We start from the raw sequence: 21,577 nt of genomic DNA, 5'->3' as shown, positions 1-21,577 counted from the left end.
ACAGCGCGCCGCGCGGCCTCCCATCTGTGACCTAAACGCGTTTTGTGTGACTATCCTGTCTGCTATGAGCAGGCCCACCGCATGAGCACACCAGGTTTCCTTCCCACCCAGCAGCATCCCGGTCCGCCCGGGTATGCGCCTGCCTACGGCCCGGGGCCGGTCCAACCGTTCTGGGTTCCCCCGGCACCCCGGCGGGACCGCGGCCTGGTGGTCACCATCGTGCTGATGGTGCTGTCCGCCGCGGCCCTGGCGTGGGTGGGAATGTGGCTCATCGGCCGCTTCGGTTCCCCGGCATTCCTGGTCTGCGGCTTCCTGGCCCTGATTCCGCTGGGCATCTGTCTCCTGGGCATCTGGTGGGTGGACCGGTGGGAACCCGAACCGCGCAGCGCCCTGCTGTTTTCCTTCCTGTGGGGAGCCGGCGTTTCCGTAGTGATTGCCATTGCGCTTGGGCCGCTCTTTACGCTGGCCCTGTTGGACCTGCTGCCCTACACATCGGCGGACGTGCTGGGACTGGTGGTTGAAGCCCCTGTGGTCGAGGAAACGGCCAAGGGGCTCGGGATCCTCATCCTGCTGCTGGTCCGCCGCCGGATCTTCGACGGGCCCGTGGACGGTATCGTTTTCGCAGCGGCTGTGGCTGCCGGTTTCGCCTTCACCGAGAACATCCTTTATTTCGGCACCGCCATGGTCACCCCGGACTGGACCGGCGCGAACCAGCTCGGCTTTACGTTCGTCCTGCGCGGGCTGCTTTCACCGTTCGCGCACGTGCTATTTACTGCCTGCACCGGCCTCGCGCTGGGGCTGGCCGCCAGCCGTGCCGGGCGGGGCTGGATTGCGCCGGCCTTTGTCCTGGGCCTGATCCCCGCGATCCTGGGCCATATGCTCTGGAACGGCGGGCCGATGCTTTTCTTCGGGGACAACTTCTTCGTGTTCTATTTCCTGCTCCAGGTCCCGCTGTTTGCCCTGGCAGTCACCGGCGTCTGGTTCCTGCGCCGCAGTGAACAGCGGCTGACCCTGCGCCGGCTGGACGAATATGCCCGGGCCGGCTGGTTCACGCCCGCCGAAGTGCGCATGCTGGCCACGGGCAGCGGCAGGCGCCAGGCCATGGCATGGGCACGCGTTAACGGACCGGCAACCAAGGCGGCCATGAAGGAATTCATCCGCCGCTCCACGCGGCTGGCGCTGACCCGGCAGCAGATTGCCGTGGGCCGGGACATACCTGCCAACCAGCAGTACGAGCAGACCCTGCTGGGCGAAGTCACCGGTATCCGCACGGCCATGCTTGCGGGCAGCCGGGCCTAGGGGCCGCGCAGCCGCCCCCAGGGGCGCCGCTAGGGGCCCTGCCCGGCCGGTTCCGGTACGGGAAACGCAAAAGACCGGCCCCGCGGGGCCGGTCTTTTGCGTTTGCTGCATTCTGGCCTCAGGCCAGAAGCGAAGGCTTCAGTTCCTGCAGCCGGCCCAGCAGGCCGTTGATGAAGGCCGGGGATTCGTCCGTGGAGAGCGCTTTCGCCAATTCCACGGCTTCGCTGATGGCCACTTTGTCCGGGATCTCATCGTTGTAGAGGAGTTCCCAGGCGCCCAGGCGGAGGATGATGCGGTCCACCGAAGGCATGCGTTCAAGCGTCCAGCCCTGCGAATACGTGCTCAGGAACTCATCGATCTGCTCCTGCATCGCAACCACGCCTTCCACCAGGTCCATGGTGTAGGGGTTGATGGTCTGGTCGGTCTGTTCGCGGCGGGCCCGGATGGCATCGAAGGCTGAAACCGAACGCTGTTCGGCTTCGAAGAGGACCTCCAGTGCGCGGGTCCGTGCTTTACTGCGTGCACTCACTCGTTAACGCGTCCCAGGTAGTCGCCGGTGCGGGTGTCAACCTTGACCTTGGTTCCGGTTTCCAGGAACAGCGGAACCTGGATCTCGTAACCGGTCTCAATGGTGGCAGGCTTGGTGCCGCCGGTGGAGCGGTCGCCCTGCAGGCCCGGCTCGGTGTAGGTGATTTCCATCGTGACGGACGGCGGCAGCTCGATGTAGAGCGGGGAGCCTTCGTGGATGGCGATGGTGACCATCATGGACTCGAGCATGAAGTTGGCGTTGTCGCCGACAATCTTGCCCGGGACCGTGAGCTGGTCGAAATCGGAGGTATCCATGAAGACGTAGTCTTCGCCGTCCTGGTACAGGTACTGGTAGTCGCGGCGGTCCACCGTGGCGGTCTCTACCTTGATTCCGGCGTTGAACGTCTTGTCCACTACCTTGCCCGACGTCACGTTGCGCATCTTGGTACGGACGAACGCACCACCCTTGCCCGGCTTCACGTGCTGGAACTCGATGATGCTCCAGAGGTTGCCTTCAAGCTTCAGCACGGTGCCGTTCTTGATGTCGTTGGTCGTCGCCACAGTTTCTCTTCCGGTTGTTCGTGAAAGTACGTTTATTCAAGTCCGTCCACTATTCTACCCGCTCGCGGGAACCTACAGGCTGAGCCGGATGCCGCCCTGCGGCTCGGAGGCAATTTCCTGGTAGGTGGCAAACAGCAGCGAGGTGTCCGGGACCTCAAGCATGGACGGCTTCGCGAGTCCGTCCAGCACCACGAAGCGCAGCAGGTCACCGCGGGATTTCTTGTCCCGCCGCATGCCGTCCAGCAGGGCCGACCAGCGGTCCTTGCGGTAGCTGACGGGCAGGCCCAGCGAGGAGAGGATTTCCTTGTGCCGGTCCGCGGTGGCGTCGTCCAGGCGGCCCACCATGCGCCCGAGTTCGGCGGCGAACACCAGACCCACCGACACCGCCGCGCCATGGCGCCATTGGTAGCGTTCGGCCAGTTCGATCGAGTGGCCCAGGGTGTGTCCGTAGTTCAGGAATTCCCGCCGGCCGGCCTCGCGCAGGTCCGAGGACACAATGTCCGCCTTGACCCGGATGGAACGCTCAACGAGTTCGCGCACGACATCGGAGCCGCCGTCGGCCACTGCCTCCGGGTTCGCTTCGATGAGGTCCAGGATGGCGGGATCGGCAATGAAACCGCACTTGATGACTTCGGCCATACCGCTGAGGAGTTCGTTTTTCGGCAGCGTGGCCAGCGCATCCAGGTCGGCGAGGACCCCGGCGGGCGGATGGAAGGCGCCCACCAGGTTCTTGCCTTCGGCCGTGTTGATGCCGGTCTTCCCACCCACGGCCGCATCCACCATGCCCAGCAGGGACGTGGGGATGTGCACCACCTTGATACCGCGCAGCCAGGTGGCGGCCACAAAGCCCGCCACGTCGGTGACGGCTCCGCCGCCCACCGCCACAATGGCGTCGGACCGCGTGAAGTCATTCTGTCCCAGGACCTGCCAGCAGAACGCGGCCACCTGGATGTGCTTGCCCTCTTCGGCGTCGGGAATTTCCGCGGTCACTGCCGTCAGGCCCGTGGCGGCCAGCTCATCGCGGACGGTGTCCCCCGTGGTGCGCAGTGCGCGCGGGTGGATGACGAGGACACGGCGCACGCGTTCACCGAGCATCTCCGGCAGGCGGCCCAGCAGGCCGTTGCCCACTACGACGTCGTAGTTGTCTGCGGGGGCGGAGCCGGTTACCGGAATGATCGTCGGTTCGGAGGGCATCTAGTCTTCTCCTTTAGTGAGGACGGAAGTCAGCCGGTCGATAATGGCCGGAACTGTAAGGCCCCTGGTGTCAATGGTGATGTCGGCCAGGGATTCGTAGACGGGTCGGCGGGCCGTGGCCAGCTCCTGCCAGCGCCGGACCGGATCCGGGGCAAGCATGGGCCGGTGGCCGGCCCGGGTGATCCGGGGCAGCACGGTGGCCAGGTCCGTATCCAAAAACACTACAGTGACACCGGCCAGAAGCTGCTGTGTACCCGAATCCAGCACTGCACCGCCGCCCAGGGAGATCACGGACGGGACCGGGTTTTCCAGGGCTGCCGCCACGGTCCGGGCCTCCACTTCGCGGAAAAAGCATTCCCCGCGCGAGGTGAACAGCTCGGCGATGGGACCGTAGCGTTCCACCACGGCCTCATCCGTGTCCACGAAGGGCAGCCCCGCGCGGGCGGCGTAGCCGCGGCCCACCACCGATTTGCCGGCGGCCATAAAACCGATCAGGACCACGTGCCGGCCGGTCCGGTGTGTCCGGACACCGCCGCCCGCGCCGCGGAGGTCAGTACTGCGGGACATCGGTACCGGCGGATTCCAGTGACTCGGGGATGGCGGCCAGGTACGCGCGCAGGTTCCGGGCGGTTTCCGGCACGGAGTCGCCGCCGAACTTTTCAATCACGGCTTCGGCCAGCACCAGCGCCACCATGGCTTCTGCCACGACGCCGGCAGCAGGAACCGCGCAGACGTCGGAGCGCTGGTGGTGGGCGCGGGCTGGTTCGGAAGTGCGCACGTCCACGGTGCGCAGGGCGCGCGGCACCGTGGCAATGGGTTTCATGGCGGCCCGGACGCGGAGCAGCTCACCGATGCTCATGCCGCCTTCAATGCCGCCGGCCCGGTTCCCGGACCGGACCACGTGTCCGTTGCCGTCCTGCAGGATTTCGTCGTGGGCGGCGGAACCGCGGCGGGTGGCCGTAAGGAACCCGTCCCCCACTTCCACGCCCTTGATGGCCTGGATGCCCATCAGCGCACCGGCGATGCGGGCGTCCAGCCGGCGGTCCCAGTGCACGTAGCTGCCCAGTCCCGGCGGCAGGCCGTAGGCCAGCACCTCCACCACGCCGCCGAGGGTCTCACCCTCCTTGTGCGCGGCATCGACCTCTGCCACCATCGCCGCGGAGACGCCGGGGTCGAAGCAGCGCATCGGATCGGCGTCGAGGGCGTCGACGTCGGCGGGGTGCGGCAGTGCGGCATCCTCCGGGGCCATCACCCCGGCGATGCCGACAGTGTGGCTCACCAGGCGGATGCCCAGCTGACCAAGGAACGCGGACGCGACGGCGCCCAGCGCCACCCGGGTGGCCGTTTCGCGGGCGCTGGCACGTTCGAGGACGGGCCGTGCCTCGTCAAAGCCGTATTTCTGCATGCCGGTGAAATCAGCGTGGCCGGGCCGGGGCCGGGTCAGGGGTGCGTTGCGGGCGGAATCGGCCAGGAGCTCCGGATCCACCGGATCCGCTGCCATCACCTGTTCCCATTTGGGCCACTCGGTGTTCCCGATCTCGATGGCCACGGGGCCGCCCTGGGTACGGCCGTGGCGGACACCGCCAAGAATGCGGACCGCGTCCTGTTCAAACTTCATCCGGGCACCGCGGCCGTAACCGAGCCGGCGGCGGGCCAGGGCGGCCTGAATGGCGGCACTGTCCACTTCCACTCCGGCAGGGACACCTTCAACGATTCCAACCAGTGCAGGCCCGTGGGACTCACCGGCGGTCAACCAACGCAACATGCTTTCAATACTGCCACGTCAGGGCCGGGCGTTCAGCGCCGCGGTATTCCCACTGCGTCACACATTGCGTTTGTGACGCCGGGTTCATCCCGGAACGCGTCGCCGGTGAACAGCTTCACCTGTTCCACGGCTTGGTAGAGCAGCATGTCGATCCCGGGTGCCACGGTGCCGCCCTGCCCGGCCCATGCCGCGGCCAGGGCGCTCGGCCAGGGGTCGTAGGCCACGTCCAGCAGGATGCCGCCGTGGGAGACGGCGGAAATGTCCCGGGCCAGGGCGTCCGCACCGTGGGGCGGCAGGGTGGAAATCACGACGTCGGCCCCGGCGCAGCCTGCGGCCGCTTCTTCCCAGGGGCGGGCGTGGACACGGATGCCGGTCCGCTCCCCCGCCTCACGCACCCCGGCGGTGCCGGCGGACGGGTCGGGGAACCGCCGGGCGCAGACCCGGACCTCGGGGGAACCGAGCTCTGCCAGTGCGGCCACGGCAGCGCATGCCGTACCGCCGGCGCCCAGCACAACGGCCCGGGGACGGTCCCGGACACCGGCATTGCGCAGGGCACCGATGATCCCGGCGACGTCGGTGTTATGGCCGGTGAGGACCGTGCGGTTGTCTTCGCGGGCAAAGGTCACCGTGTTCAGGACACCGAGCGCCTGCACCCGCCGGTCCGTCCGGTCCATCTCCGGGACCAGGACGGCCTTCAGCGGCATGGTGACGGAGAGACCCGCCCAGCCGTCCCCGCGGCGCAGGGAGGCCGCGAATGCCGCGGCCTCCCCTGCCGTGAGGTCGATCGCCTCATAGCTGCAGGCGAATCCGAGGTGGGCGTAGGCGGCCCGGTGCATCAGCGGCGACTTGGAGTGGCTGATCGGATGCCCCAGGACGGCTGCCCGCCGTGAATCCACTTATCCGCACCGCCCGGGCTTCTGCGTGCTGCACCAGTTCTGGTATTCCTCCACGTACTTGGCGTGCTCCGCCAGCGTGCTGGAGAACTTGGTGTCACCGGTGTCCAGGTTCACGGTGACCCAGTAGAAGTACGGGACGTCCGCGGGATTGGCTGCCGCTTCGATGGCCTCCGGGCTCGGCGAGCCGATCGGCCCCACGGGCAGTCCGGGGTTGGCGTACGTGTTGTACGGGTTGGACTTGTCCGCCTTCTCCTCCGGGGTCAGCTCGTAGCTCTTGCGTCCCAGCCCGTAGGTCACTGTTGCGTCGGACTGGATGAGTCCGTTGGTTTCCTTGTTGTCCGGGCCCAGCCGGTTCTCGATGGAACCTGCAACGTCGTGGTAATCGGCTTCGCCGGCCTCGGCCTGGATGATGCTGGCCTTGGTCAGGATCCGATACTGCTCGGCGGGGTCGGCAATGCCGGCGTTCTTTAGTTCGGCGAACGTGTTGTCCACCATTTCCTTGATGATTTCCGTGGCGTCCATCTCGACGTCGAACCGGTATTCACCCGGGAACAGGTAGCCTTCAAGGCTCACCGCTTCGGCCGGGAGGCCGAACTGCTGCGGGGCATCGGCCAGCGCCTGGAATTCCGAGAGCGGGATCTGCGTGGAGGTGTTGAGCACCTCGAAGACCTCGTTCTGGCGCAGGCCGCGCTGTACGGCAGCGTAGTGGACGGGGCTGCCGCCGTCGCCCAGCAGTGCATCCACTGCTGCGGAGGAGGACATCTGGTACTTCATCTCGTACGTGCCGGGCTGGATCTCCCGGCCGTCGGACTGGGCGTTGAACGCGTTGACGAACTCCTTGGAGGTGGCCACGATGTCTTCGGCTTCCAGCTTTCCGCCGATCAGCAGCGGACCGTCGCCCTGGGCGACTGTGAACGCCACGGTACCGTTGCCCCCGCCCTCGTAGTCCTTGACCTCGTTCATGCCCAGCAGGTCCCGCAGGAACATGGTCAGGCCAAAAACGACGCCGGCGAACACTGCCAGCACGGCCACCATGATGATCGTCCGGCGGCGTCGTCGCCGCTGCTTCTCCCGGGACGGGCGGCGGCTCCTGCGCGTGGGCAGGTCCGCCGGCTCGTTGAAGAACTGTGTCATGGGAAGCTCGTCTCCCTGGCCGTAGCCGGGCTCATGGTCCGGTTCCGCCATGGCGGGGTACTCGGGATATCTGTGGCTCACGGCGTGATACCGCCTTCGCGCTCGATGTCCTGCGAAATTGTTGACTCCTCGGTCGGGGCCGGCTCGGCATCACGGTGGCGATGCGTCCGGCTCGGTGTAACCAGCTCCCCCACGTCCCGGTTCAGGGAACGTTGTGTGTCAATAGACTGCTGCAGAATTGCCACGGCAGCCGCCTGATCCACCACTGTACGGTGATTCCTGCTGTTCATTCCAGCTTCATGAAGCGATCGGTGCGCGGTGACGGTGGTCAGGCGTTCGTCCACCAGCCGCACGGGCAGTTGCTGCCCGGCATCCTGGAGGGCCTGGGCCAGGGTCTGCGCGTACTCCCTCGCCATCAGCGTGGAGGCCGTTTCTCCCCCGCGCATGCTGCGCGGAAGACCCACAAAGACCTCAACGGCGGCGCGCTCGGCAACCTCCCGGAGCACCACCTTGATGTCGCTGTTCTTCTTCGCATCGCGCTTCAGCGTCCTCACCGGCATGGCGAGGACGCTGTCGGGGTCGCTGGCGGCCAGGCCCACCCGGACCAGGCCGACGTCGACCCCGAGCTTTACGCCGCGCGGTACCCCAGAAGCTGCCAAGTCAGCTCCGTCCGGCCACGGCTCCGCGGATGGCTGTGAGGGCATCCGCGATCCTGCCCGCGTCGGAGCCGCCGCCCTGGGCCACGTCATCCTTGCCGCCGCCACCGCCGCCGAGGACGCCGGCTGCAACCTTGACCAGGGCTCCGGCCTTGACGCCAGCGCTGCGGGCGCCCTCGTTGGTGGCGACAATCACTACGGGACGGTTGTTCGAAACACCGGCCACGGCCACGGTCGCGGGTTCACTGCCGAGGCGTGAGCGCAGGTCCAGGGCCAGCGTACGCAGGTCATCCGCGCCGCCCACCTCGCCGGCGTCGTGGGCCAGCAGACGCACTCCGTCCACGTCAATGGCGGTGCCGACCAGGGCAGCCGCGGAAGCGGCAAGCTGGTCTCGGCGCAGCTTTTCCAGTTCCTTCTCGGTGGCCTTCAGCTTTGCGAGGGTGGCTGCAAGCCGGTCCGGCAGCTGCACGGAGGGGACCTTCAGCATTTCGGAGAGCTCGTTGACCAGGGCCCGCTCGGCGGCCAGGTGGCGGAATGCGTCCATGCCCACGAAGGCCTCAACCCGGCGGTTGCCCGAGCCGACGGACTGCTCGCCCAGGAGGGTCAGGCTGCCGATCCGCGAGGTGGATTCCACGTGCGTGCCGCCGCAGAGCTCACGGGACCAGTCGCCGTTCATTTCCACCACGCGCACGGTGTCGCCGTAGGCTTCACCGAACAGGGCGGTGGCGCCCAGTGCCTTGGCGTCCGCCAGGGACATGATCTTGGTTTCGACCTGGTAGTTGCTGCGGATGGCCAGGTTGGAGACCTCTTCGATCTCGGACTTGGCGGCATCAGACAGGCCTTCGCCCCAGGAGAAGTCGAAGCGCAGGTAGCCGGCCTTGTTGAAGGAACCCCGCTGCAGGGCTTCCGGGCCGAGGATCTGGTGCAGGGCGGCGTGCACAATGTGCGTGCCGGAGTGCGCCTGCTCGGCCTCGTGGCGGCGCTGCGCGTCGACGGCGGCCAGCACGCTGGCGCCGGCTGCGATTTCGCCCTCGCGGACAATCGCCTTGTGCACGCTCAGGCCCTTCACCGGGCGCTGGACGTCCTGCACTTCCAGGACAAAGCCGTCACCGGTGATCAGGCCGGTGTCGGCGGCCTGGCCGCCTGCTTCGGCGTAGAACGGGGTCTCGTCCAGGACCAGGGAGATTTCCGATCCCTGGCCGGCGTATTCCACCCGGGAGCCGCCGGAAATGATGCCGCGGACCGTGGATTCGGTAGCCAGTTCGTCGTATCCGGTGAAGACGGTGTTACCCGCAGCCAGCAGTTCGTTGAAGACCGAAAGGTCCGCATGTCCGTGCTTCTTGCCGCGGGCGTCGGCCTGGGCACGCTTGCGCTGTTCGGACATCAGGGAGCGGAAGCCCGCTTCGTCCACCTTCAGCCCCGCTTCCTCGGCCATTTCCAGGGTGAGGTCGATCGGGAAACCGTAGGTGTCGTGCAGGGTAAAGGCTTCCTCGCCGGACAGCGGGGTGCCCGCGGCCTTGGAAACCTTGACGGCCTCTTCCAGGCGTTCGGTGCCCGAGGCGATGGTGCGCAGGAACGCCTTCTCCTCGGCGTAGGCAATGCGGCTGATCCGGGCGAAGTCGGCCTCGACCTCGGGGTAGGTGCCCTTCATGGCGTCCCGGGAAACGGGCAGGAGTTCGGGCAGCACGGCGGTTTCAACGCCCAGCAGTCGCATGGCGCGCACGGCGCGGCGGATCAGGCGGCGCAGCACGTAGCCGCGGCCCTCATTGGACGGGCTGACACCGTCGGAGATCAGCATCAGGGCGGAGCGGATGTGGTCGGCCACCACGCGCATGCGGACGTCGTCCGTGTGGTGCGGGTCGGACGGATCCTCGGCACTGGTGTAGGCCTTGCCGGACAGCTCGGCGGCCTTGTCCAGCACCGGACGGACCTGGTCCGTCTCGTACATGTTCTCCACGCCCTGCAGGATCATTGCGAGGCGTTCGAGACCGAGGCCGGTGTCGATGTTCTTCTGCGGCAGTTCCCCGGCAACGTCGAAGTCGGTCTTGGACCGGACAGCGGAGAGCTGGTACTGCATAAAGACGAGGTTCCAGATCTCGATGTACCGGGTCTCGTCGACGGCGGGGCCGCCTTCCTGTCCGTAGGCCGGACCGCGGTCGTAGTAGATCTCGGAGCAGGGGCCGCCGGGGCCGGCCTGGCCGGTGTTCCAGTAGTTGTCGGCCTTGCCGGTGCCGACGATGCGCTCGTTGGGGACACCGATCTTGTCCCGCCAGATGGCGCGTGCTTCCTCGTCGCGCTCATCGCCGTCTTCATAGACGGTGACCCAAAGGCGTTCGGGGTCCAGGCCGAAGCCGCCCTTCTCGACGTCGGAGGTCAGCAGCTCCCACGCATAGGTGATGGCTTCTTCCTTGAAGTAGTCACCGAAGGAAAAGTTGCCGGCCATCTGGAAGAACGTGCCGTGGCGGGCGGTCTTGCCTACCTCTTCGATGTCGGCGGTACGGATGCACTTCTGCACGCTGGTGGCCCGGTTGTACGGGGCCTTTTCGCGGGCGGTGAGGTACGGGATGAACGGCACCATGCCGGCCACTGTGAACAGCAGCGAGGGATCGTTGGAGACAAGTGACGCCGAGGGCACCACCGTATGGCCCTTATCGCTGAAGTAATCCAGCCAGCGGCGGGCAATCTCGTGGGACTTCATGGTGCTTCTTTACCCTTCCGGTAATTCCGATATCAGCACGCAGGTGAGGCTGCGCGCGGTACTGCTGTGCCGTGATGCCCGGCGTCCGGTCCTGCCTTAGCGGCGGACCGAGCGGATGGCATCGGCGGCGTTGTCCGTGGTGTCCAGTCCCAGTGCGGCGCGCAGGTCTCCCTCACGCTGGCTCATGCCCTCGCGCAGGGCTTCGGCGAAACTCTGCACGGCGCCGGCGGCGGAGTCCACGGCCCGGTTGATGCCGGCCTGGCTGAGGCTGGACTTGGCTTCCGTGACCCGGCGGACGGCAATCACACCGATGGCGACGCCGATCGACATCCAAAATACGCGCTTAATCATGATTCGCTCCTGTGCTTTCGGGATGGGCTTGCGGGGTGCCTAGCGGCTGCGCCGGCCCCGGCCGGTGCCCTGCGTCCGCGCGGTGCGGCGGGAGGCCAGGGCCGAACGGACGCCGTAGCTGAAGGCCGAGACCTTGATCAGCGGCGACCCGATGGTGGCTGCCACCAGGGAGGACAGGGCGGACAGGTTGGCTGAGGCGTCGGAGACGTTCGAGGAGATCCCGTCCACCTTCTGCAGCTGCAGGTTGGTAGTGGACACAGTGGTGGTCACTTCGTCGATCAGCGGCGTGGTCTCTTCGCTGAGGGTCCGGATGGCCCCGCGCATTTCGTCAAAGACCTTCCCCAGTTTCCAGACGGGCACGGCCAGCAATGCCACCAGCACGGCAAACACGCCGGCCGCTATCAGACCGGCAATATCTCCACCCGACATGGGACTCCTTTTGCGCAAAAATCATAGTGGTTGGCACAACCGTGCGCGGTTCCGCCATATGTACCTTACCTACTGCGGCGCCGCAGCACTTACTTTTGCCGCCTGCGCCACGAAAGCGAAGCCGCCCGGATAACGGAACAGCCCGCGGCACAAGGCCGCGGGCTGTTCTGTAAACGGGTAAACCCGCTCTTTAGCGTGCGTAGTATTCCACCACGAGCTGCTCTTCGCAGGTCACGGGGATTTCGGAACGCTTGGGGCGGCGCACGAGGCGTGCCTGCAGCTTGTCCAGGGAAACATCGAGGTAACCCGGGACTGCGGGCAGGACGTCGCGGTGGGCGCCGGCAGCGGCAACCTGGAACGGCGTCATGGTCTCGCTGCGCTGGTGCACGTGGATGAGCTGGCCTTCGGAAACGCGGAAGGACGGGCGGTCCACGCGGGCACCGTCAACCAGGATGTGGCGGTGCACAACCAGCTGGCGGGCCTGGGCGATGGTGCGGGCGAAGCCTGCACGCAGCACGAGCGCGTCGAGACGCATTTCGAGCAGTTCGATCAGGTTTTCACCGGTCAGGCCGGCGGTGCGGCGGGCTTCTTCGAAGACACGGGTCATCTGTGCTTCGCGGATGCCGTACTGCGCACGCAGACGCTGCTTTTCGCGCAGACGTACGGCGTAGTCGCTGTCCTGCTTGCGACGGGCGCGGCCGTGCTCACCCGGGGGGTAAGGCCGACGCTCGAAGTACTTAGCTGCCTTGGGGGTCAAAGCAATGCCGAGGGCGCGCGATGCGCGTGCCTGACGGCGTGCACGTGTGTTGTTAGCCACGTTCACCTTTCACTGTTTGGCGGTTTGGCCACGGCAGAAAGTTATCCCTGCTGTGACTGCTGCGAAATATGCTGGCCTCCATGAGGGAGAGCTCCGGCCAACCGCTGCCGTCTGCTACAGCCAAAGGTTTGCACCCCGGCTTGCCAGTCAACCATCAATGCTAACACGGCCCCGCAGGCCGGAGCGTCAGGCCTTCCCGCCCCGGATGATGCCCCGCAGCCGTTGAAGCCGGGCGGAAATCTCGCGTTCCACTCCGTTGCCGGTCGGCTCGTAGTAGTTCCGTCCCACCAGGTCGTCCGGGGCGTACTGCTGCTTGGCGATCCCATGCGGTGCGTCGTGCGAGTAGATGTATCCCTTGCCGTGGCCCAGCTGTTTGGCCCCCGGATAGTGCGCGTCGCGCAGGTGGGCCGGCACCCCCTGCCCGCGCCCGGCCCGCACGTCCGCAATGGCAGCGTTGATGCCGTTGTAGGCGGCGTTGGACTTCGGCGCGGTGGCGATGTGCACCACGGCCTCGGCCAGGATGATCCGTCCTTCGGGCATGCCGATCAGCTGGACGGCCTGGGCCGCGGCCACCGCTGTCTGCAGCGCCGTCGGATCCGCCATCCCCACGTCCTCCGACGCCGAGATCACCAGGCGGCGGGCGATAAAGCGCGGGTCCTCCCCCGATTCGAGCATCCGCGCCAGATAGTGCAGGGCGGCGTCGACGTCGGATCCGCGCAGCGACTTGATGAACGCGCTGGTGATGTCATAGTGCTGGTCGCCCGCCCGGTCATAGCGCAGGGCGGCAACGTCCAGGGCTTCCTCGGCATGCTTCAGCGTCACTTCAGGCACATCCTCGCCTTCCGCCCGCTCCGAGTAGGCGACGCCGGCGGCAGCCTCGAGGGCGGTGAGCCCGCGGCGCGCATCGCCCGCAGCCAGCCGGACCAGGTGCTCCAGTGCCTCCTCACTGACCGTCACCCTGCCCGCAAGGCCCCGCTCGTCCTCCACGGCCCGCTGCAGCAGGGAGGCGATATCGGCCTCCGTCAACGGCTTGAGGGTCAGCAGCAGGGAACGGGACAGCAGCGGGGAGACCACGGAGAAGGAGGGGTTTTCAGTGGTGGCCGCCATCAGGACCACCCACCGGTTCTCCACTCCGGGCAGCAGGGCATCCTGCTGCGCCTTGTTGAAGCGGTGGATCTCATCCAGGAAAAGGATGGTGGTGACGCCGTGCAGGTCCCGGTCCGTAAGGGCCTGGTCCATCACCCGGCGCACGTCCTTCACACCGGCGGTGATGGCGGACAGCTCCACGAATTTGCGGCCGGCACCGCGGGCCACCACATGCGCCAGCGTGGTCTTTCCGGTGCCGGGAGGACCCCACAGCATTACCGAGGAGGGTCCGGCAGGGTTGCGGTCATCGGCTGACTGCGCCAAGGTCCGCAGCGGCGAGCCGGGTCCGAGCAGGTGCTGCTGGCCCACCACTTCATCCACCGTGCGCGGGCGCATCCGGACCGCGAGGGGGCTGCGCGGGCGCTGCCGGGCAGCGGAGCTGTCCGCGGCGTCGTCGTACCCGTCCTCGTCGTCTCCGCCTGCACTGAACAAATCATTCCCCGACAAAGCATTCACGGTTCAAGGCTACTCGTGCCTTAACCTTGGCTGGTCCACCCGTCCCGTCCCGAAAGCAGGCACCCGCCATGCCCTCCACCCGCACCATCCATGTGGAGGCGCAGCGGCTGCCCGGCTGGCTGGGGCGGTTCGAGGCCGCTCAGGGCCCGGTGGAGATACGGTCCGGGCAGGCCGGTCTCCTGGTGGAAGCCGCTTCCGGGGCGCGGGCGGAACTGCTGCCGCCGTGGCCTGCCGACGGCCGTCCCGGACGGGGCGGCAACGAGGTCGAACGGCTGGTCTCCCTCGCCGGACAGGCCCGTACTTTGGGCCTGCTGCTGGTGCGCCGCGGCGGGTACGCCGCAGGGGTCTGCCGCGAGGGACGGCTGCTGGGGTCGAAAACCGGATCCGGCAATGCCCGCCGTGCGCCGGCAGTCCTGGCGGGCATTGCTGCCGTCGAAGCTGCACGGCTGTTTGCCGCCTTCGGTCCCGAGTACCTGGTGCCGGGCGGGGACCGCACCCTGGCCGGGCAGGCGGCCGCCCGGAAGGAGCTCGCGCCCTGGGCCGGGCTGGCACGGCTGCGGCCGCTGGATGTTGCCGATCCCACGGCTGCGGTTCTTGCACAGGCAGCGCGGGACGCCGCAGCGGTACTGGTCCGGATTACCGTTCCCTGACCACCGGCTGGTCCTATCAGGCGCCGCGTGGCTGCCGTTTAGCTGCCGCTGATCCGCGTGACGGTCAGTGCCGCCGGCTCAGGGCGTGCCGCCCGGAACCCGGTTCCGGCCCAGAGGCTGGTCCCGTGCGGATCGCCCGCTGCGGCCGCCTGCGCCCGAAGCCGCTTGGTGACCTGGTTGACCAGGGGGTAGGCGGCCGGCGCTTCCGGATGGGCAGCCATAAAGCGGTTGGCCAGTCCCCTGGCCGTGCGGCCGGAGAACGCCCGGGTCAGGGCGGTGGCGGTGAACTGCGGATCCTGCAGGGCCGCACGGTGCACGGCGGCGGTGCCTGCTTCCGGGCTGAGCAGCAGCGCCGTGCCGATCTGCACGGCGTCCGCTCCGGCGCCGCGCAGCGCCCGGGCCTGGACCGGCGTGGTGATGCCGCCGGCCGCTATCAGTTCAACGCCGGTTCCAAGCCGGGACCGGGCCTCCCGCACCAGCTCCGGCAGCGGTTGGGTTGCCGGCTCGGCGGCCGCGTCGAAGCTGCCGCGGTGCCCGCCGGCATCGGGACCCTGCAGGCACAGCATGCGGGCACCCGCGGCGGCGGCCAGTTCCGCTTCGGCAACCGTAGTCACCGTGACCGCAACGGCCGTCCCGGCGTCGGACAGCACCGCAAGCACCGCCGCAGGAGGCAGCCCGAAGGTAAAGGACACCACCGGCACCCGCAGCCGGTGCACCAGCTCCACTTTGGCGTCCCAGCCGTCGGTATCGGCAGGGTCCGGCAGCGGCAGCAGATCTGCCGGATACTCCCGCGCCAGCTCCTGGCGATAGGCCAGGGCGGCAGCCAGGTTTCCGGCCGTGCCGTTCCCGGGCCTTCCGTCCCCGGTTGGCATCGGGCCGGCCGTGTTGGCAATGTCCGGCACAAAGAGGTTGACCCCGAACGGGCGGCCACCTCCCCCGCCGACAAGGTCCCTGGTAGCGGCGATCTCGGTTTCCAGCGTTTCGGGGGTTTTGTAGCCGGCGGCCAGGAAACCCAATCCGCCGGCGTTGGACACGGCTGCGGCCAGCACAGCGGTGGAGGGGCCGCCGGCCATCGGAGCCCCCACCACGGCATGGTCGAGTGAAGCCAGACTGAACACAGCTGCCCTAGAGGGTGACTGTGCCGTCAATGCAGGTGGCGGTTTCCCCGCCCACCCAGATTTTCCGGTCCCGGTTGAAGATCCGCACCAGTCCGGAGCGGCCGACGGCGGTGCCCTGGGTGACGGTGTAGCGTTCCGGTGCCAGTCCGGCACCGATGAGCCACTGGGCCAGTCCGGCATTGAGGCTGCCGGTGACCGGGTCCTCCGGCACACCGTGGCCGGGTGCGAAGGCGCGTACCTCGAAGTCCGTTTCGGCGCCGTCGGGCTGCGGCCCGATCACGCCCACGGCCAGGTCGCCCAGTGCGGCCGCATCGGGAGCCAGTCCCAGCACGGTGTCCGCATCCGCCAGCAACAGGCCCAGCCAGCCGGGCCCGTTGTCCACCCAGTTGGCTGCCCGGACCTGCTCACGGCTGAGTCCCAGTGCGTCCACGGCCTGCTTCAGGACGGAGTCTTCCGGTTCGCCGGAGCGGATCAGCGGCGGTGCACCGAAGGCTGCCATGCCGGTCGAGGCGTGCAGGGTTACCAGGCCCACCCCGCACTCCTGGATGACGACGCCGGGGTAATGCGGAATGTTTCCGGCCTCCAGCCAGGCGTGGCAGGTGCCCAGCGTGGGGTGGCCGGCGAAAGGGATTTCGCCCCCGGGGGTGAAGATCCGGACCCGGTAGTCCGCCCCTTCCGCGGCGGGCGGCAGCACGAAGGTGGTCTCGGACAGATTGGTCCAGCGGGCGAACGCGGCCATGGCTGCATCTGACACCCCGTCCGCATCCAGGACCACGGCAACGGGGTTACCCTGGTAGCGCTGACGTCCGAATACATCCACCTGCTTGAACCAGCGTTCTCTCATGCCCAAACTCTAACCGGTTGCCCCGCCCCACCCGCGGAACCGGTCCGCGGTCAGACACAAAAGTGCCCGGCCGCCTGAGCGGCCGGGCACTTTGGACGAACTGTCAGGCGTCAGCCTTCCTGGCTGCGTCCTTTCCCGCGCCGGACTACTTGTCGGCGTCCTTCTTGTCGCCGTCCTTCTTGTCCTCAGCTTTCTTGGCCTCGGGCTTGAAGTCCACACCGGCTTCCTTGCGCTGCTGCGCGGTGATGGGCGCAGGAGCCTGCGTCAGCGGGTCGTAGCCGCCGCCGGACTTCGGGAACGCAATCACGTCGCGGATGGAATCGGTGCCGGCCAGCAGGGCCACCACGCGGTCCCAGCCGAACGCAATGCCGCCGTGCGGCGGGGCGCCGAACTTGAAGCCCTCAAGCAGGAAGCCGAACTTCTCCTGTGCGTCCTCCTGGCTCAGGCCCATCACCTTGAAGACGCGCTCCTGCACGTCGCGCTGGTGGATACGGATGGATCCGCCGCCGATCTCGTTGCCGTTGCAGACAATGTCGTAGGCGTAGGCCAGTGCCGACTCGGGGTCCGTGTCGAAGGTGTCCATGAATTCGGGCTTGGGCGAAGTGAACGCGTGGTGCACGGCGGTCCAGGCGCCGCCGCCCACGGCCACGTCACCGGCGGCAACAGCGGCCGACGCCGGCTCGAACATGGGTGCGTCGACAACCCAAACAAACGCCCAGTCCTTGGGATCGATCAGGCCGGTGCGGTGGCCGATCTCCACGCGGGCCGCGCCGAGCAGGGCACGGGCCTCGCTCTTTTCGCCGGCACCGAAGAAGATGCAGTCGCCGGGCTTGGCGCCGACCTTTTCGGCGAGGTTCTCCCGCTCGAAGTCGGTGAGGTTTTTGGCCACGGGGCCGGTCAGGGTGCCGTCTTCCTGTACCAGCACGTAGGCCAGGCCCTTTGAGCCGCGCTGCTTGGCCCATTCCTGCCAGGCATCAAGGGTGCGGCGGGCCTGCGAGGCTCCGCCGGGCATGACGACGGCGCCGACGTACGGTGCCTGGAAGACGCGGAAGGTGGTGTCCTTGAAGAACTCCGTGAGTTCCGTCAGCTCCAGGCCGAAGCGCAGGTCCGGCTTGTCCGAGCCGTAGCGGGCCATGGCGTCGGCGTAGGTCATGCGCGGGATGGGCGTGCTGATGTCGACGCCGATCAGCTTCCACAGCGACTTCACGATCTGCTCGCCGAGGGCAATGATGTCGTCTTCCTCGACGAAGCTGGCCTCGATGTCCAGCTGCGTGAACTCCGGCTGGCGGTCAGCGCGGAAGTCTTCGTCGCGGTAGCAGCGGGCAATCTGGTAGTACTTCTCGAACCCGCCCACCTGCAGCAGCTGCTTGAACAGCTGCGGGGACTGGGGCAGGGCGTACCAGGAGCCGGGGGCAAGGCGTGCCGGGACCACGAAGTCCCGGGCACCTTCGGGGGTGGAACGGGTCAGCGTGGGCGTTTCGATTTCAACGAAGCCTTCGTCGTGCAGCAGCTCGCGGGCCACCCGGTTCGCTTCGGAGCGCAGCCGCATGGCGGCAGCCGGTGCCGGGCGGCGCAGGTCAAGGTAGCGGTGGCGCAGGCGTGCTTCCTCGCCCACCTCCACGTGCTCGTCGATCTGGAACGGCAGCGGGTCCGAGGTGTTCAGGATGACCGTCTTGTCCGCGATGACCTCGATCTCGCCGGTGGCAAGCGCCGGGTTCTCGTTGCCCTCGGGCCGCTTCTGTACGGTGCCGGTGATCTGCAGGACGTATTCGTTGCGCAGGCCGTGGAAGACGTCCTCTTCACGAACCACCACCTGCGCCACACCCGAGGCATCGCGCAGGTCGAGGAAGGCAACGCCGCCGTGGTCCCGCCGTCGGGCAACCCAGCCTGCGAGAGTAACGGTCTGTCCAATATGCTCGGCCCTCAGGGAACCAAGGGCATGAGTGCGCAGCACAGCTGTCCTTTCGAAAAACTTGCGGAAACAACTGTTTCCGCCCATTGTGAATACACGGTCTCCTTCAGAGTTTACCGGTGAACCGACCCCCACCCTGCCAAGTCCCTACCGATTGGAAGGTCATTTGTCCGGCACTACCCAGCCGCGCATTCCCTTGGGCGGCTTTGATGCCACCACTGCCGGCATTGGATCCATCGTTGGGGCCGGCGCCTTTGTGGCCTTCGCTCCTGCCGCTGCCGCAGCGGGTCCCGCACTCGCGGCAGCCCTTGGCGTCTCCGCTTTCGTGGCCGTCCTGTGCGCCCTGTCCACCTTCCAGCTGAGCCGTGCGGTGTCCCGCCGCCTGCCCGAGGACCAGGGCGGGGACGGGACCGCGCGGACCGCGGCCCGCATCCTGCTCGGTCCCTACAGCGGTTTCCTGTCCGGCTGGACCCTGGTGTGCGCCCTGTTGCTCTCCTCCGCCGTGCTGGCGGCCGCCTTCGGGGCCTATGTGGTGCCGGAACATCCGGTGGCCGCGGCCGTGGGTGCCGTGGTGGTGATGGCCGCAGTGAATCTGCTGGGCGTCAACCGCGGGCCCTGGGCCACGCGGTTTGTCCTGGCGTTTGTGTTCAGCATCCTGGCGTTCACCGTGGTGGTGCTCTACAACGAGGCACCCAACCAGCCGGTGCGGGTTGGCGCCGAGATCGATGCCTCGGTCTCGGGCGTGCTGCAGGGCGCCGGCCTCCTGTTTTTCCTCTTCTCCGGCTACACCCGGCTGGCCACCATGGGCGCCGGTGTGCGCAATCCCTCACGGAACCTGCCCATCGCCGTGCCCGCGGCCATCGCCGTGGCGTTTGTGCTGTACCTGCTGATGGGACAGTCGCTGCTGGCCTACTACGGCCCGGCGGCCCTGTCCGCGGAACCCGCTCCCCTGCTGGAGCCGATGCAAAGCGTCGGGGCCAACGTGGGCACCGGAGCCGTGGTCCTGGCCGTGAGCGCAGCTGCCCTCGGCGGGTTATGGTCGCTGCTTGAATCGGCCGGCCGCACTGCAGCGGCCATGGCCGCGGACCGGGACCTGCCGGGTGTTTTGGCTCGAACCCGGCCGGGCCGCGCCGGCTCGGCACCGGCTCCGTGGGTGGCGGAAGCGGCGGCAGCGGGCCTGGTGGTCCTGCTGGTCGTCTTGGCCGATATCGAGGCACTGATCGGCATGGCATCTTTCGCCCTGCTGTTCTACGCAGCCATCACCGCCGTATGCGCGTTCTCGCTCAAGGACCGGACGCGTTACGCCCCGCGGGTGCTGAACCTGGCGGGAGCTGCGGGTGCGCTGCTGCTGGCCCTGGCCCTGCCGCCGCTGTACATCAGCCTGACCCTGATCGCCCTGGTGGCGGGCCTGGTGGTGCGGCTGAGTTTCCGGCGTCCCCGGTCCGCCAAACCGCACCCGCCGCTTTAGGCCGCTGCGGCCCAGCGGCGTACTTCGAGCAGGAGCTCGGCGCGCCGTTGAGGGGAAGCGAAGGACGCTTCAATGGAATTCGCTGCCAGCAGCGCCAGCTGGGCCCGGCTGAGCCCGAAGGCCTCCTGCGCGCTGCGGAAGTTGTCGTCCGCGTAACCGCCGAAGTAGGCGGGATCATCGGAGTTGACGGAGATGTTCAGCCCGCGTTCGAGCATCTGGGGCAGCGGGTGGGCGGCCAGGTTGTCCACGGCGTTCAGCCGGACGTTGGACAGCGGGCAGACCGTCAGCGGGATTTTTTCATGCACCAGGCGTTCCACCAGGGCCGGGTCATCCAGGCAGCGGATGCCGTGGTCGATCCGGTCCACCAGCAGCAGGTCAAGGGCCTGCTCGATGTAGTGCGAGGGGCCTTCCTCGCCTGCGTGTGCCACGGTCCGCAGGCCCGCTTCCCGGGCACGGCGGTACAGTCCGGTGAATGCCTCCGGCGGGTTGCCGACTTCCGCCGAGTCCAGGCCGATGCCGATGATCGGCGCCTCCATGGCCAGCAGGTCCTCCAGGACCTCAAGCGCCTCGGCGGCCGATCGGTCCCGAAGGAACGCGGCGATCAGGGCAGTGGAGACTCCGAATTCCGCCTCGCTGTCCGCCAGTGCCGCGCAGACGCCGCGTACCGAGGTTTCCAGCGGGATGCCGCGGACCAGGTGGGCCTGCGGGTCCATCATCATTTCCACGTGCCGCACGCCGGCTCCCGCGGCCCGCCGCAGGTACGCCCGGGTCATATCCGCGAAGTCCTGCTCGGTGCGCAGCACGTCCATGTTGGCGTAGTACAGGTCCAGGAAGGACTGCAGGTCCGTGAATTGGTAGCGGGCCCGCAGTTCCTCCAAGGACGCATAGGGCAGCGTGATGCCGTTGCGCCCGGCAAGTTCGAAGATCAGTTCCGGTTCGAGGGTGCCTTCAATATGCAGGTGCAGTTCGGCGCAGGGCGGTGTGGGGGCGGGGCTGGTAGGCATGGTTTAAGCCTAGGCCCCCGGTGGCGGCAGGCTAAACGCGCTGGTTTGGAACCTGCACCGGTTTCTCGAACATCCCGTACACCGGGCCGGCCAGCAGCCAGATGCCCGCCACCAGCCCCGCCCGCTTAACCCATGCCCAGAGCTCCCCAGCCTGGTCAGGCGCGGCCAGGAACACGATCATGGCCAGCAGGATCCCTGCTGCCAGGCCCGTGGCGATCAGCACGCGCCCGTACTCCACCCAGAGCGAGCGGCGGTAGGCAGCCGAACCCTTGGCCGGTTTTACCGGTGCCGGCCTGCCGGCAAAACGGTGTGCAAACCGGATGTCGGCCCAACGGATCAGGGAATGGCCGAATGCCACGCTGAACCCCAGATAGAAGGCTGCCAGGCCGTGAATGCCCTCCGCTGCGCCGCCGCGGCCCAGGTCCACGGCGGCGGCGGCCAGCAGAACCACATCCAGCAGCGGTACGCAGGCCAGCAGCACCAGCCCGAGGCGGGGCTGTTTCAGCAGGTACCGGGCGCCCAGCCCGGCCACGAGCAGTATCCAAAAACCGATCTCGCAGCCGATGATCAGGTAAACCAAGATGTCCATGGGACCAGCCAACCCCGGCGTGCCGTACACCGTCGTCCGCAGTTGGTGCCACGTCCGGCTCC

At 67.7% G+C, this 21,577-nt stretch carries 21 protein-coding genes; 3 read left to right on the top strand and 18 right to left on the bottom strand.

Annotated features, from left to right (window positions below; genetic code table 11):
• The first annotated feature begins 81 nt into the window (after positions 1–81).
• Complete coding sequence (locus AC5RUF_RS04350) at positions 82–1,299, top strand: PrsW family intramembrane metalloprotease (protein WP_494129833.1); 1,218 nt, start codon at positions 82–84, stop codon at positions 1,297–1,299.
• Positions 1,300–1,417: 118 nt separating this feature from the next.
• Here AC5RUF_RS04350 and nusB read toward each other — a convergent pair whose 3' ends face one another.
• The 13 genes from nusB to AC5RUF_RS04285 form a co-directional block, all read right to left on the bottom strand.
• A complete protein-coding gene (gene nusB, locus AC5RUF_RS04345) occupies positions 1,418–1,828 on the bottom strand; it encodes a transcription antitermination factor NusB (RefSeq protein WP_493998040.1) in 411 nt (136 codons plus the stop codon).
• Positions 1,825–2,388: an elongation factor P gene (gene efp, locus AC5RUF_RS04340; RefSeq protein ID WP_493998039.1), complete on the bottom strand. Its 564-nt coding sequence runs from the start codon at positions 2,386–2,388 to the stop codon at positions 1,825–1,827. Before efp ends, nusB begins: the two co-directional genes overlap by 4 nt.
• 72 nt (positions 2,389–2,460) lie before the next feature.
• On the bottom strand, positions 2,461–3,582 hold the full coding sequence (aroB, locus tag AC5RUF_RS04335) for a 3-dehydroquinate synthase (protein WP_493998038.1): 1,122 nt from the start codon (positions 3,580–3,582) through the stop codon (positions 2,461–2,463).
• Positions 3,583–4,149: a shikimate kinase gene (locus AC5RUF_RS04330; RefSeq protein WP_493998037.1), complete on the bottom strand. Its 567-nt coding sequence runs from the start codon at positions 4,147–4,149 to the stop codon at positions 3,583–3,585.
• Positions 4,133–5,347: a chorismate synthase gene (aroC, locus tag AC5RUF_RS04325; protein WP_494129832.1), complete on the bottom strand. Its 1,215-nt coding sequence runs from the start codon at positions 5,345–5,347 to the stop codon at positions 4,133–4,135. The genes AC5RUF_RS04330 and aroC overlap by 17 nt, the downstream gene beginning before the upstream one ends.
• A 32-nt stretch (positions 5,348–5,379) precedes the next feature.
• The gene (locus AC5RUF_RS04320) at positions 5,380–6,243 is read right to left on the bottom strand and encodes a shikimate dehydrogenase family protein (protein ID WP_494129831.1); all 864 of its coding nucleotides are present in this window, start codon (positions 6,241–6,243) and stop codon (positions 5,380–5,382) included.
• On the bottom strand, positions 6,244–7,458 hold the full coding sequence (gene mltG, locus AC5RUF_RS04315) for an endolytic transglycosylase MltG (protein ID WP_493998467.1): 1,215 nt from the start codon (positions 7,456–7,458) through the stop codon (positions 6,244–6,246).
• Complete coding sequence (ruvX, locus tag AC5RUF_RS04310; protein ID WP_494129830.1) at positions 7,455–8,036, bottom strand: Holliday junction resolvase RuvX; 582 nt, start codon at positions 8,034–8,036, stop codon at positions 7,455–7,457. Before ruvX ends, mltG begins: the two co-directional genes overlap by 4 nt.
• Position 8,037: 1 nt before the next feature.
• Positions 8,038–10,731 (bottom strand): alanine--tRNA ligase, encoded by a 2,694-nt coding sequence (alaS, locus tag AC5RUF_RS04305; RefSeq protein WP_494129829.1) that lies wholly within the window; start codon positions 10,729–10,731, stop codon positions 8,038–8,040.
• Between the two features lie 96 nt (positions 10,732–10,827).
• Complete coding sequence (locus AC5RUF_RS04300; protein WP_493997765.1) at positions 10,828–11,079, bottom strand: hypothetical protein; 252 nt, start codon at positions 11,077–11,079, stop codon at positions 10,828–10,830.
• Positions 11,080–11,121: 42 nt separating this feature from the next.
• Positions 11,122–11,511 (bottom strand): DUF948 domain-containing protein, encoded by a 390-nt coding sequence (locus AC5RUF_RS04295; RefSeq protein WP_493997762.1) that lies wholly within the window; start codon positions 11,509–11,511, stop codon positions 11,122–11,124.
• Positions 11,512–11,701: 190 nt separating this feature from the next.
• Positions 11,702–12,328: a 30S ribosomal protein S4 gene (rpsD, locus tag AC5RUF_RS04290; RefSeq protein WP_227911493.1), complete on the bottom strand. Its 627-nt coding sequence runs from the start codon at positions 12,326–12,328 to the stop codon at positions 11,702–11,704.
• Positions 12,329–12,514: 186 nt separating this feature from the next.
• The gene (locus AC5RUF_RS04285; RefSeq protein ID WP_494129828.1) at positions 12,515–13,930 is read right to left on the bottom strand and encodes a replication-associated recombination protein A; all 1,416 of its coding nucleotides are present in this window, start codon (positions 13,928–13,930) and stop codon (positions 12,515–12,517) included.
• 68 nt (positions 13,931–13,998) lie between these two features.
• On the opposite strand from AC5RUF_RS04285, the gene AC5RUF_RS04280 reads away from it, so the two are divergent.
• Entirely contained in the window at positions 13,999–14,580 is a 582-nt protein-coding gene (locus tag AC5RUF_RS04280; protein WP_494129827.1) for a Vms1/Ankzf1 family peptidyl-tRNA hydrolase, read from the top strand.
• A 38-nt stretch (positions 14,581–14,618) separates the two neighbouring features.
• Here the strand turns inward: AC5RUF_RS04280 and AC5RUF_RS04275 are convergent, their stop codons facing one another.
• From AC5RUF_RS04275 to aspS, 3 genes are all read right to left on the bottom strand, one after another.
• Positions 14,619–15,698: a nitronate monooxygenase gene (locus AC5RUF_RS04275; RefSeq protein WP_494129826.1), complete on the bottom strand. Its 1,080-nt coding sequence runs from the start codon at positions 15,696–15,698 to the stop codon at positions 14,619–14,621.
• A gap of 7 nt (positions 15,699–15,705) precedes the next feature.
• Complete coding sequence (locus AC5RUF_RS04270) at positions 15,706–16,542, bottom strand: PhzF family phenazine biosynthesis protein (protein WP_494129825.1); 837 nt, start codon at positions 16,540–16,542, stop codon at positions 15,706–15,708.
• Between the two features lie 145 nt (positions 16,543–16,687).
• Positions 16,688–18,496, bottom strand: coding sequence for an aspartate--tRNA ligase (gene aspS, locus AC5RUF_RS04265; protein WP_493998248.1), 1,809 nt, complete (start codon positions 18,494–18,496; stop codon positions 16,688–16,690).
• Between the two features lie 124 nt (positions 18,497–18,620).
• Between aspS and AC5RUF_RS04260 the strand changes: the two genes are divergently transcribed.
• On the top strand, positions 18,621–19,922 hold the full coding sequence (locus tag AC5RUF_RS04260; protein ID WP_494129824.1) for an APC family permease: 1,302 nt from the start codon (positions 18,621–18,623) through the stop codon (positions 19,920–19,922).
• On the opposite strand, the gene AC5RUF_RS04255 is transcribed toward AC5RUF_RS04260, so the two are convergent.
• Positions 19,919–20,926, bottom strand: a complete 1,008-nt coding sequence (locus tag AC5RUF_RS04255; protein WP_494129823.1) for an adenosine deaminase — start codon at positions 20,924–20,926, stop codon at positions 19,919–19,921. The genes AC5RUF_RS04260 and AC5RUF_RS04255 overlap by 4 nt on opposite strands.
• Before the next feature lie 31 nt (positions 20,927–20,957).
• Entirely contained in the window at positions 20,958–21,515 is a 558-nt protein-coding gene (locus AC5RUF_RS04250; protein WP_494129822.1) for a hypothetical protein, read from the bottom strand.
• Between the last annotated feature and the right edge of the window lie 62 nt (positions 21,516–21,577).

The sequence above is a fragment of the Arthrobacter sp. Y3224198 genome (assembly GCF_059090025.1).
This window is presented reverse-complemented; position numbering and strand designations above follow the sequence as displayed.

Coding starts and splice junctions, on each gene's coding strand:
- AC5RUF_RS04350 (WP_494129833.1), top strand. CDS start 82: ATGAGCACACCAGGTTTCCTTCCCACCCAGCAGCATCCCGGTCCGCCC.
- aroB (WP_493998038.1), bottom strand. CDS start 3,582: ATGCCCTCCGAACCGACGATCATTCCGGTAACCGGCTCCGCCCCCGCA.
- AC5RUF_RS04330 (WP_493998037.1), bottom strand. CDS start 4,149: ATGTCCCGCAGTACTGACCTCCGCGGCGCGGGCGGCGGTGTCCGGACA.
- aroC (WP_494129832.1), bottom strand. CDS start 5,347: ATGTTGCGTTGGTTGACCGCCGGTGAGTCCCACGGGCCTGCACTGGTT.
- alaS (WP_494129829.1), bottom strand. CDS start 10,731: ATGAAGTCCCACGAGATTGCCCGCCGCTGGCTGGATTACTTCAGCGAT.
- AC5RUF_RS04295 (WP_493997762.1), bottom strand. CDS start 11,511: ATGTCGGGTGGAGATATTGCCGGTCTGATAGCGGCCGGCGTGTTTGCC.
- AC5RUF_RS04280 (WP_494129827.1), top strand. CDS start 13,999: ATGCCCTCCACCCGCACCATCCATGTGGAGGCGCAGCGGCTGCCCGGC.
- AC5RUF_RS04270 (WP_494129825.1), bottom strand. CDS start 16,542: ATGAGAGAACGCTGGTTCAAGCAGGTGGATGTATTCGGACGTCAGCGC.
- AC5RUF_RS04255 (WP_494129823.1), bottom strand. CDS start 20,926: ATGCCTACCAGCCCCGCCCCCACACCGCCCTGCGCCGAACTGCACCTG.
- AC5RUF_RS04250 (WP_494129822.1), bottom strand. CDS start 21,515: ATGGACATCTTGGTTTACCTGATCATCGGCTGCGAGATCGGTTTTTGG.